The sequence below is a fragment of the Flavobacterium arabinosi genome (genome assembly GCF_048158725.1).
Lineage (GTDB): Bacteria > Bacteroidota > Bacteroidia > Flavobacteriales > Flavobacteriaceae > Flavobacterium > Flavobacterium arabinosi.
In genome coordinates this window covers 311,706-323,315 of record NZ_JBLNKX010000001.1, presented here as the reverse complement: position 1 = coordinate 323,315, position 11,610 = coordinate 311,706, and the positions used below count along the sequence as shown (strand labels likewise).

Below are 11,610 nucleotides of genomic sequence, written 5' to 3'. Positions count from 1 at the left end.
ACTTTCGTTTGTTCTATATTTGTAAACCAATATTCATGCAAATAATGAAAAAGAACGGTTTATGTTTTTTGCTTTTACTTTTTATCCAAATGGGTTTTGCCCAAAGTAATCTGTCGTGGCAAGGATATTTCTCTTATAATGAAATTAAAGATATTTCAGAATCTACAACCGCAGTTTTTGCCGCTTCAGAAAACGCCTTGTTTTCTAAAAATGTAATAACAAGCCAAATTAAAACTACCAATACTATTGATGGACTTTCTGGAGAAACCATTTCGGCATTATACCACAGTGCAACATTCAATAAAACAATTGTAGGGTACGAAAACGGATTGATAATAGTCATCAATGAAACCGATGGAACCATACTCAAAGTGGTAGATATTATTAATAAACAACTTCCTTCAAACATAAAAAAAATCAATCACTTCATGGAATTTGAAGGCATTGCTTATGTTTCCTGTGATTTTGGAATAGTTCAATTCAATTTATCAACCATGCAATTTGGGGACACCTATTTTATTGGTACAAATGGAGCCGAAATAATGGTGAACCAAACAGCATTGTTTAATGGATTTATTTATGCAGCTACAAATAACGGTATAAAAAGAGCCAATATTTCAAATAAAAACTTAGTAGATTTTAGCCAATGGGAAACAATTGCTGCTGGAAACTGGTCTGGTGTAACAGTATTAGGAACAGATTTGTTTGCTGTTAATGCTTCAGGATACATTTATAAATACAATGTGAACACCAATTCATTTACAGGATATTTAGCGCTTTCATCACCAGCTTTGGATATGAGAACAACTGCGGGTTATTTGATAGTGACGACTCTAAACAGTATTTATATTTACAACAGTCAGATGGCTTTGGTACGCCAAATAAACACAAACCAAATTACGGAAAGCACTCCCAGTTTTAATTGTGCGGCAATAATAGGCGACACCATTTTCATTGGAACAAAAGAAAATGGATTGATTACTACTTCTCTTTCTTCAGTTACGGCTTTCGAAAATACGACTCCAATTGGACCTTCTCGGAATAATATATTTGCGCTTCAAGCCACATCAAATTCGCTTTGGACGGTTTATGGCGATTATTCAGTAGATTATAATCCGTATGATTTAGATAGTTATGGCGTGAGTAAATTCAGCGCAACAGGGTGGTTGAATATTCCGTATGAGAAAGTTTTGGGAGCTAAATCCATGACCCGAATTACGGTTAATCCCAGTAAGGAAAATGAAGTGTATGCAAGTTCTTTTTTTTCAGGATTGTTAAAAATTGAAAATGATGCTCCGAAAATTTTGTACAATCAAACCAATAGCGGATTAGAATCATTAACCTTTGCGGGTCCAAATTATATTGATATTCGGATAAACGGAGCAGCATTTGATAAATCTGGGAATTTTTGGGTAACCAATAGCAGAATAAAAAACGGATTGAAAGTTTTGAAAACTAATGGACAATGGCAAAGTTATGCGATGGAGACTATTCTGGATTCTCCAATTGATACTAATTTTGGAACAATTGCCATTGATAAAAACGGTACGAAATGGCTTTCTACAAGTAGCGATGGGGTTATTGGTTTTAACGAAAGCACTAATAAATTCAAGAAAATAACCACAGGTCCTGATACAGGAAATTTGCCTATTGCTGATGTTAGAGTAGTTGCCGTTGATACCCGAAACCAACTTTGGATAGGCACTACAAAAGGATTACGAATTTTGGCTAATGTAAGCAGTTTTCAATCTGAGAATCAATTAACTGCCAATCCCATTATTATATTAGAAGATAATTTGGCTCAAGAATTATTGTACGAACAATTTATCACTGATATTGTTGTTGATGGGGCAAATGACAAATGGATTGGTACCGCGGATTCAGGTGTTTTTTTAGTGTCGCCAAACGGTCAGGAAACCAAATATCATTTTACCACCAGCAATTCGCCCTTGCCCAGTAATGTTATAAATGACATTGATATCAACAGCGTAACGGGCGAAGTTTTTATCGCTACCGCCAAAGGTTTGGTTTCTTTCAAAGGAGTCTCGACTAAGGCAAATGATGATTTAAATAATGCGTATGTGTATCCAAATCCTGTGCGGCCAGAATATCAAGGAACCGTTAAAATTGCCGGATTGCTCGATAAAGCGAATATTAAAATCACCGATATTGAAGGAAATTTGGTTTATGAAACTACTTCCGAAGGTGGAACTATAGAATGGGACACCACGGCTTTTGGAAAATACAAAGTGGCTTCAGGCGTGTATATGATTTTTATTTCGGCACAAGACGGAGTGGAAACTAAAGTTAAAAAAGTAATGATAATAAGGTAATTTAGAGGAATGATTTTTTCAATCTTTACATTTTCCAATCTTTAAATTAAAATTGTGCTCGTAAAAACCAAAGCCATCGTCATTTCGGCATTAAAATTCCAAGAAAAAAGCTTGATTGTGAAATGCTTTACGTTGTCGCATGGTTTGAAATCGTATTTTGTTCGGGATGCTTTTTCTTCGAGAAAGTCCAATCAGAAAATTGCTTATTTTCAACCGTTGACCATTCTCGAAATTGAAGCGGTTCATAAGAACAAAGGCACTTTAGAAAATTTCAAGGAAATAAAAATCGCTTCTCCTTTTCATTCCATTCATTCGGATATTTATAAAAGCACGATTGTGATGTTCATTTCGGAAATGCTGCACCATTCGATTCACGAAGAAGAAAAAAACGAGCACCTGTTTACTTTTTTGGAAACGGCCTTGCATTGGTTGGACAATCACGATGAAATTGCCAATTTTCATTTGATTTTATTATTGGAAACTACAAAATATTTGGGCTTTTACCCCGATATTTCTGATATGGATATGCCTTTTTTCGAAATGAACGAAGGTGTTTTCACGCCCTTTCATGCCATTAGTTCGCTCACCGAACATGAAAGTAATTTATTCAAAAAACTGATTGATTTAAAATTCGATACCAATCAAAAAATATTCCATGTCATTGAAAGACAAATAGTTTTAAGAATTCTAATTGATTATTACAGTTTTCACTTAGATGGCTTTAAAAAACCAAAATCTTTAGACGTTTTAAAGGAGGTTTTCTCTTAAAAATTTGGGCGTGACCCTACGTAAAAACTTCGGGTCGGGCTGTTCGTTTCAATCTTTTATTACGTAAACTCCATAAAAGGATTTCCTCTTCCATCCCTCACGCAAAAACTCATAACTCATAACTCATAATTCATAACTATTTCTTACTTTCGCACCTCGATTTAGAAAAGGATAAAATGAGCACAAAATTTACTGAATACAAAGGACTTGACTTACCAACTGTGGCGTCAGAAGTACTTGATTTTTGGAAGAAAGAAAACATATTTGAGAAAAGCGTAACCACTCGTGAAGGAAACCCACCATTCGTATTTTTTGAAGGTCCGCCTTCGGCAAATGGATTGCCTGGAATTCACCACGTAATGGCACGTGCAATTAAAGATATTTTTTGCAGATATAAAACTCAAAAAGGTTTCCAAGTAAAGCGTAAAGCGGGTTGGGATACGCATGGTTTACCTGTGGAATTGGGTACCGAAAAAGAATTAGGAATCACCAAAGAAGATATTGGAAAGACCATTTCCATCGAAGAATACAACGAAGCGTGTAAAAAAACCGTGATGCGTTATACGGACGTATGGAATGATTTGACCGAAAAAATGGGATATTGGGTTGATATGGAAGATCCATATGTGACGTACAAATCCAAATATATGGAAACGGTTTGGTGGATTTTGAAACAAATCTACAACAAGGATTTGATGTACAAAGGCTACACAATTCAACCGTATTCTCCAAAAGCAGGAACAGGTTTGAGTTCGCATGAAGTAAATCAACCGGGAAGTTATAGAGATGTAACGGATACGACTGTTGTAGCGCAATTTAAAGTGGTCGAAGCGCACAAAGAATTGTTGTTCTCTAAGTTTTACGATTATATCACTTCAAAAAACTTACAGCATTACAAATTAGAAGCTTTGGATTTAGAGGAAATCTATTTCTTGGCATGGACAACAACGCCTTGGACTTTACCCAGTAATACGGCTTTGACTGTAGGCCCAAGAATCGAGTATGCTTTAGTAAAAACATTTAATCAATATACTTTTCGTCCGGCAACATTGATTTTAGCTAAGAATTTAGTTGGAAAACAATTCGGGAAAGGGTTCTTCGAAAGTTCAGAACCAGCTGATTTTGAAAATTTCAAGGAAGGCGACAAGAAAATTCCTTACCAAGTTCTGGCTGAATGTAAAGGAGCTGATTTGGTTGGAATAAAATACGAACAATTACTGCCGTTCGCGTTGCCATATCTAAATCCAGAAAATGCTTTTAGAGTAATTTCAGGAGATTTCGTTACTACGGAAGATGGAACAGGAATTGTACACACGGCACCAACATTTGGTGCTGATGATGCCAAAGTAGCTAAAGAAGCTTCGCCGGAAGTCCCGCCAATGTTAGTTCTTGATGAAAATGGAACTCCAGTTCCGTTAGTAGATTTACAAGGGAAATTCACTTCACATATGGGTGAATATGCAGGTAAATATGTTAAAAATGAATATTATAATGATGGTGAAGCGCCAGAACGTTCGATAGATGTTGAAATCGCCATTCGATTAAAAGAAGAAAATAGAGCGTTTAAAGTTGAGAAATACGTGCACAGTTATCCGCATTGTTGGAGAACGGACAAGCCTATTTTATATTACCCTTTAGATTCTTGGTTTATAAAAATATCAGAAGTTAAAGACAGAATGTTCGACCTGAACGAAACCATCAACTGGAAGCCGAAAGCGACTGGAGAAGGACGTTTTGGGAATTGGTTGAAAAATGCCAATGACTGGAATTTATCGCGTTCAAGGTTTTGGGGAATTCCGTTACCAATTTGGAGAACCGAAGAAGGAACAGAAGAAATCTTAATCGGTTCTGTTGAAGAATTATACAACGAAATTGAAAAATCAATCGCTGCAGGTTTCCAAAAAGAAAATCCTTTCAAAGGTTTTGAAATTGGAAATATGGCGGAAACAAATTACGATTTAGTTGATTTGCATAAAAATGTAGTCGATGAAATCACCTTGGTTTCTGCTTCTGGAAAACCGATGACGCGTGAAGCGGACTTGATTGACGTTTGGTTTGATTCAGGTTCCATGCCGTATGCGCAATGGCATTATCCTTTTGAAAACAAAGATAAAATTGACCAAAATAAAGATTTCCCTGCTGATTTCATCGCAGAAGGAGTGGATCAAACGCGTGGTTGGTTTTATACGTTGCACGCTATTGGAACTTTGGTTTTTGATAAAGTAGCCTATAAAAATGTAGTTTCTAACGGATTAGTTTTAGACAAAAACGGACAGAAAATGTCCAAACGTTTAGGGAATGCTGCAGATCCATTCGAAACATTAAAAGAATATGGTCCAGATGCAACGCGTTGGTATATGATTTCGAATGCGAATCCTTGGGACAATTTGAAATTTGACTTAGAAGGAATCGCTGAGGTTCGTAGAAAATTCTTTGGAACATTATACAATACGTATTCATTCTTTAGTTTGTATGCCAATATTGATGGTTTCAAATTTGAAGAAGCAGAGATTCCATTAAACGAAAGACCGGAAATTGACCAATGGATCATGTCGGAATTGAACACTTTGATAAAAGAAGTGGATGGTTTTTATGCGGATTATGAACCAACGAAAGCAGCTCGTGCAATTTCTGAATTTGTACAGGAAAACTTGAGTAACTGGTACGTTCGTTTGTGCAGAAGACGCTTCTGGAAAGGGGAATATGCACAGGACAAAATCGCGGCTTATCAAACCTTATATACCTGTTTGTTAACCATAAGTAAACTGGGTGCGCCTATCGCTCCATTCTTTATGGACAAACTTTACAGAGATTTAACTTTAGCAACACAGTCGGAAAAATATGACAGTGTACATTTGGCGGAGTTTCCGGTTTCGGTTGAAAACTATGTTAATAAAATGTTAGAGAGCAAAATGCAGAAGGCACAGACCATTTCATCACTGGTTTTATCACTCCGAAAGAAGGAAATGATTAAGGTGCGTCAACCGTTGCAAAAGGTAATGATACCAGTACTTGACGAGAATCAGAGAGCTGAAATTGAGGCCGTTTCCGACCTTATAAAAGCGGAGGTAAATGTAAAAGAAATCGTACTTTTGGATGATGCTTCAGGTGTTTTGGTAAAACAAATTAAACCTAATTTTAAAGCACTAGGACCGCGCTTTGGAAAAGATATGGGATTGATTTCTAAGGGCATACAAGGGTTTTCTGCAGCGCAAATCAGCCAATTAGATAAGGAAGGAAGTCTGGATATTGTTATTGCAGGAAATAACGTAACTTTAACATTAGAAGATGTAGAAATAACATCACAAGATATTGAAGGCTGGCTGGTAGCCAATTCAAACGGAATAACAGTTGCGCTTGACATTACAATTTCTGAAGAATTAAAACAAGAGGGAATTGCTAGAGAATTAGTAAATAGAATTCAGAATATCCGTAAAGATTCAGGATTTGAAGTAACTGATAAAATTAAAGTTCAACTGAAAAGAAATGGACTTTTAGAAGAGGCAATTCTTAAAAATGAAGCATATATAAAATCAGAAACATTAACCAGCGATTTGGTTTTTGTAGATGAAATAGAAAACGGTACGGAAATTGAATTTGACCAAATAAAAACAAAAATAATAATTACTAAATAATTTAGAATATGGTAGATGAAGCAACAAGATACTCTGACGCTGATTTGGCAGAGTTCAAAGATATAATCCTTAACAAAATTCAAAAAGCACAAGCAGATTTAGATTTGATAAAAAGTGCTTATATGAATGATTTGAATAATGGGACTGATGACACTTCGCCTACATTTAAAGCCTTTGAAGAGGGGAGTGAAACGATGTCAAAAGAAGCAAACTCTCAACTGGCGATACGTCAGGAAAAGTTTATTCGTGATTTGAAAAATGCACTTTTCCGTGTAGAAAACAGAACCTACGGAATTTGCAAAGTAACAGGCAAATTAATTGGGAAAGAAAGATTGAAAATCGTTCCTCACGCAACAATGAGTATCGAAGCAAAAAACTTGCAACGATAAACCTCTTGCTGAACAATATTTAACGCTCCATTGGGAGCGTTTTTTTTGATTAAATTGTTACTTTTGCGCCATTAAAATTTATAAAATGTCATTACGAAAAGCATATCTCCTTATTTTTATCATATTGCTTGTTGATCAAGTTTCAAAAATATACATTAAAACTAATTTTATTTTAGGCGAAGAAGTTGAAGTGTTTAAATGGTTCAAAATTCTTTTTATTGAAAATGAGGGAATGGCATGGGGAACTAAAATCCCGGGAGCATACGGAAAATTATTCCTGACACTTTTTAGATTAGTTGCCGTTGGCGGAATTGGGTATTGGTTGTGGGATTCTGTTGAAAGAAAACACAGTTCTAATTACTTAATTGTAGCCATTGCATTAATTCTTGCAGGCGCTTTTGGAAACATAATAGATTCTGTTTTTTATGGAGTGATTTTTGACGACAGTCACCAGCAGTTAGCTACTTTATTCACCGACAAGCCTTACGGAACCTGGTTTCATGGTCAAGTTGTAGATATGTTTTATTTTCCTTTTTGGCATGGATATTTGCCGGGTTGGGTACCAATTTGGGGCGGAAAAGAATTTACATTTTTCAATGCTATTTTCAATGTTGCCGATATGGCTATATCAACAGGAGTTGGGATTTTGATTTTTTTCAACAAAAAGGCATTTCATCATAAAACAGCCTAAATTTTCAACAAAGAATTTACAAAATAAAAAGACCTATTTCATAACTTGAATAGGTCTTTTTTTATTGGATTTATTTGTTATGCCCTGGAGCGTAACGTTTAGCGCTTTGGTCTCCATTCATTTTTTTGGCTTGTCCCGGTGGTATTCTTTTAGTCTTATAAGAGGCTCTGTTCGAGTTTGTCCCTACTCTAACCGCGCAGTTAGATAGTGAAATGGCAAATAGAGCAATTAAAATAATTGTTGCAAATCTTGAGTATTGAATTTTTTTCATGGCTTTAATTTGGGTTTATATGCGAAAGTACGCATTCAGAATTAAAAAGAGTGAATTAAATTTGGTGTCACACAATAATCCAGTTTAACATCGCCTTCAAAAATATCTGTAATCAATTCTTCAGGATCAAAGAAAGAAAGGCCAATTTTGATTGTATCCGGTTTACATTCTGATAAGAATTTGTCATAAAATCCTTTACCGTAACCCACTCGATTCCCTTTTTTGTCGAATGCTAAAAGGGGTACAAAAACGACATCAATTTTATGTGCAGGAACTTCAATCCCATCGACAGGTTCGGGAATATTGTATTCGTTTTTCTTGATTTTGGTGTTGTCAGTCAAAAGAAAATGAACCAAATTACACGTTTTAAAATCGCATTTGGAAAGAACAATTTCCTTGTCTTTTCCTGATAACAAGTGCAGAATAAATTCGGTGTTAACTTCCTTGTGTTCCGTAATGGGAAGGAAAATATGGAAATAGGTTTTGTCCCAAATAGGAAGTTCCAGTACTTTATTGGCGATAGCCAAACTCATTTCTTCCAATTCATTTTGCGAAAGTGAATTTCGCAAGGCTTTGTGCTTTAATCTTAATTCTTTTTTATTCTTCATCTTCTTCGTTAGTATTCGACATGTGATAAATAGCATCGCCTTCATAAACAATAGGCGAATGATTGGCATTGATTACGTAACCGTCATTTGGCGCTTTTACTTTTCGTTCAAATTTCCCAAAAGGATCTGTTATGGTCGCAAGAATAGTTCCTTTTTTTACAAATTTACCTATTGTATCATAATCGTGCAACAATCCGGAACATTTGGCTCTTATCCACCCAGATTTTTCAATATAAATAGTTGGTGTTTTTTGTCTAATAACAAAATGTTTTGGATCCAGCATGTCAAGGTGAGATAACAGGCGCTTTACTCCATTTACACCTTCATCGGAAATAGTGTTGTTGATATCTAGTGATTTTCCACCTTCAAAAAGGAGCATTTTTACATTCAATTTTTCACTGGAACTCCTGAAAGATCCTGAAATGTTTTTAGAATATAAAGTAAACGGTGCATTAAAGACATCGGCTAATATTTTTAACGCTGCATTGTTTTGAGTAAGACGAATTTGCGGGGCATTGAAACGGCTGGCTCCACCAGCATGAAAATCGACTGCGTATTCTACAATTGGCATAATTTCCGTTAAAATATGAAAAGCGAATCTACTGGCTAGCGAACCAGTTTTACTTCCTGGAAAAACTCGATTTAAATCCCTGCCATCAGGAAATTCTCTTGATTTATTGACAAATCCATATACGTTTATTATAGGAATACAGATGATTGTGCCTCTTTTCGGTTTGTTTATTTTTTTATGGATAAGCTGCCTGACGATTTCTACACCATTGATTTCGTCGCCATGTAATCCTGCGGAGAAAAGAACCACTGGACCATCGATTTTAGAGCGTCGGACAATAATAGGGATGTTCAGTTTTGTTGTGGTATGTAATCTGGCAATTTCCACGTTGATGGTTTTACTTTCGCCAGGAATGATGCTTTCGCCAAAAAGAACTATGGGTGTCGTATTGATTTTTATCATAAGATATTGAAAAGATAAAAATAAGGATAATAACGAATTAGAAAGTAAAATTCTGATAAAACTTTCGTCAGAAAGATTTCGAGGACATTGATTTGTATTTCGTGATTTTTGAGATTAACTTTGTTACATGAATCTAACATCTTTAGCCTTACAAATACAGACCTTGCCTGATAATCCCGGCGTATATCAATATTACGACAAGGAAGGGAAAATTTTGTATGTAGGCAAAGCCAAAAATTTGAAAAAGAGGGTTTCTTCCTATTTTAATAAAATTCATGACACAGCCAAAACCAATGTGCTGGTTAAGAAAATTGTGACCATAAAACATATAGTAGTTCCTACGGAAACCGATGCGCTTTTATTGGAAAACAACCTTATAAAAACCTTGCAGCCTCGTTACAATGTGTTATTGCGGGATGACAAAAGTTATCCGTGGTTGTGTATCAAAAAAGAACCTTTTTCGCGCATATTTGCCACTCGAAGAATGGTTAAAGATGGGTCGGAATATTTTGGGCCGTATACCAGTTTCAAAACGGTGCATACTATTTTAGAGCTGATTAAAGAATTATATCCACTTAGAACTTGTAATTATGATTTGAGCAAAAGCAATATTGATAGCGGGAAATTCAAGGTTTGTCTCGAATATCATATTGGAAATTGTATGGGACCTTGTGAAGGTTTTGAAACTTTGGAAAATTATCAGAAGCAGGTTGATGCTATTCGCGAAATCTTAAAAGGAAATTTTAAGGAAAGTATGAAAGATTTCAAGCGGGTCATGACGAATCTGGCTGCTGATATGCATTTTGAAGAAGCGCAAAAAATCAAAGAAAAAATAGAAGTGCTGGAAAATTATCAATCGCGTTCCACGATTGTAAATCCAAAAATTACCAACATCGATGTCTTTTCGATAGTTTCGGATGAAAGTGCGGCCTATGTGAATTTCTTGCAAATTTCTCACGGCTCGATTATTCGTTCGCATACAATGGAAATCAAAAAGAAACTCGACGAAACCGATGAAGAATTATTAGAATTAGCGATTATCGAATTGAGAGAGCGTTTTCAATTGTTGTCTCGGGAAGTTATAGTTCCGTTTCACGTTGATTTGGGTGAAAACATAAAAATCACCGTTCCGCAATTGGGAGACAAAAAACAAATTTTGGATTTATCCATTCGGAACGCTAAGTTTTATAGAATCGAACAATTAAAACAATTGCAAATTGTAGATCCTGATCGGCATACGAAAAGGATTATGGCGCAAATGCAAAAAGATTTGCGATTGCCTGTTGAACCGCGTCACATCGAATGTTTTGATAACTCGAATATTCAAGGAACAAATCCAGTAGCGGCTTGTGTTGTTTTTAAAGATGGAAAACCCAGTAAAAAGGATTACCGTCATTTCAATATAAAAACAGTCGAAGGACCGGATGATTTTGCATCTATGACCGAAGTAGTTTACAGAAGATACAAGCGATTATTAGACGAAGAGCAACCTTTGCCACAATTAATCATTATTGATGGAGGAAAAGGACAATTATCATCGGCACTGAAAAGTATTGATGAATTGGGTTTGCGAGGAAAAATAGCTATAATTGGAATTGCAAAAAGACTGGAAGAGTTGTTTTATCCGGGGGATTCTATTCCTTTATATTTAGATAAAAAATCAGAAACCTTGAAAGTAATCCAGCAATTGCGGAACGAAGCGCACCGTTTTGGAATTACGCATCACAGAGATAAAAGAAGTAAAGCGGCACTAAATTCTTCGATAGAAAGCATTCCTGGCATTGGAGAAAAAACGATGCTGACTTTGATTCAGCACTTTAAAAGTGTTAAAAGATTGAAGTTAGCGACAGAAAAAGAAATTTCTGACGTTATAGGTGTATCAAAAGCCAAAAAAATTACCGAATTTTACAAGGCAACTAACGAATAATTAATACACCTTTCG

General features: G+C 35.6%; 9 protein-coding genes. 6 read left to right on the top strand and 3 right to left on the bottom strand.

Annotation, left to right across the window (positions count from 1 at the left end):
• Window positions 1–44 precede the first annotated feature (44 nt).
• From porZ to ACM55K_RS01255, 5 genes are all read left to right on the top strand, one after another.
• The gene (porZ, locus tag ACM55K_RS01275; RefSeq protein WP_416848417.1) at window positions 45–2,333 is read left to right on the top strand and encodes a type IX secretion system anionic LPS delivery protein PorZ; all 2,289 of its coding nucleotides are present in this window, start codon (window positions 45–47) and stop codon (window positions 2,331–2,333) included.
• A 54-nt stretch (window positions 2,334–2,387) separates the two neighbouring features.
• A complete protein-coding gene (gene recO / locus ACM55K_RS01270; protein ID WP_416848416.1) occupies window positions 2,388–3,101 on the top strand; it encodes a DNA repair protein RecO in 714 nt (237 codons plus the stop codon).
• A gap of 176 nt (window positions 3,102–3,277) precedes the next feature.
• The gene (gene ileS / locus ACM55K_RS01265) at window positions 3,278–6,736 is read left to right on the top strand and encodes an isoleucine--tRNA ligase (protein ID WP_416848415.1); all 3,459 of its coding nucleotides are present in this window, start codon (window positions 3,278–3,280) and stop codon (window positions 6,734–6,736) included.
• 8 nt (window positions 6,737–6,744) lie between these two features.
• The gene (locus ACM55K_RS01260; protein ID WP_416848414.1) at window positions 6,745–7,125 is read left to right on the top strand and encodes a TraR/DksA family transcriptional regulator; all 381 of its coding nucleotides are present in this window, start codon (window positions 6,745–6,747) and stop codon (window positions 7,123–7,125) included.
• Between the two features lie 85 nt (window positions 7,126–7,210).
• Window positions 7,211–7,816, top strand: coding sequence for a lipoprotein signal peptidase (locus ACM55K_RS01255; protein ID WP_416848413.1), 606 nt, complete (start codon window positions 7,211–7,213; stop codon window positions 7,814–7,816).
• Between the two features lie 70 nt (window positions 7,817–7,886).
• Here the strand turns inward: ACM55K_RS01255 and ACM55K_RS01250 are convergent, their stop codons facing one another.
• The 3 genes from ACM55K_RS01250 to ACM55K_RS01240 are packed head-to-tail and all read right to left on the bottom strand — an operon-like array spanning window position 7,887 to window position 9,668.
• A complete protein-coding gene (locus ACM55K_RS01250; RefSeq protein WP_416848412.1) occupies window positions 7,887–8,087 on the bottom strand; it encodes a hypothetical protein in 201 nt (66 codons plus the stop codon).
• A gap of 41 nt (window positions 8,088–8,128) precedes the next feature.
• On the bottom strand, window positions 8,129–8,695 hold the full coding sequence (locus ACM55K_RS01245; RefSeq protein ID WP_416848411.1) for a 5-formyltetrahydrofolate cyclo-ligase: 567 nt from the start codon (window positions 8,693–8,695) through the stop codon (window positions 8,129–8,131).
• Complete coding sequence (locus ACM55K_RS01240; RefSeq protein WP_416848410.1) at window positions 8,685–9,668, bottom strand: succinylglutamate desuccinylase/aspartoacylase family protein; 984 nt, start codon at window positions 9,666–9,668, stop codon at window positions 8,685–8,687. The genes ACM55K_RS01245 and ACM55K_RS01240 overlap by 11 nt, the downstream gene beginning before the upstream one ends.
• Before the next feature lie 127 nt (window positions 9,669–9,795).
• On the opposite strand from ACM55K_RS01240, the gene uvrC reads away from it, so the two are divergent.
• A complete protein-coding gene (gene uvrC / locus ACM55K_RS01235) occupies window positions 9,796–11,595 on the top strand; it encodes an excinuclease ABC subunit UvrC (RefSeq protein ID WP_416848409.1) in 1,800 nt (599 codons plus the stop codon).
• Window positions 11,596–11,610 lie beyond the last annotated feature (15 nt).

Excerpts from the sequence above, each read along its gene's own strand:
- ACM55K_RS01260 (WP_416848414.1), top strand. The coding sequence starts at position 6,745 with ATGGTAGATGAAGCAACAAGATACTCTGACGCTGATTTGGCAGAGTTC.
- ACM55K_RS01255 (WP_416848413.1), top strand. The coding sequence starts at position 7,211 with ATGTCATTACGAAAAGCATATCTCCTTATTTTTATCATATTGCTTGTT.
- ileS (WP_416848415.1), top strand. The coding sequence starts at position 3,278 with ATGAGCACAAAATTTACTGAATACAAAGGACTTGACTTACCAACTGTG.
- ACM55K_RS01240 (WP_416848410.1), bottom strand. The coding sequence starts at position 9,668 with ATGATAAAAATCAATACGACACCCATAGTTCTTTTTGGCGAAAGCATC.
- porZ (WP_416848417.1), top strand. The coding sequence starts at position 45 with ATGAAAAAGAACGGTTTATGTTTTTTGCTTTTACTTTTTATCCAAATG.
- ACM55K_RS01250 (WP_416848412.1), bottom strand. The coding sequence starts at position 8,087 with ATGAAAAAAATTCAATACTCAAGATTTGCAACAATTATTTTAATTGCT.
- ACM55K_RS01245 (WP_416848411.1), bottom strand. The coding sequence starts at position 8,695 with ATGAAGAATAAAAAAGAATTAAGATTAAAGCACAAAGCCTTGCGAAAT.
- uvrC (WP_416848409.1), top strand. The coding sequence starts at position 9,796 with ATGAATCTAACATCTTTAGCCTTACAAATACAGACCTTGCCTGATAAT.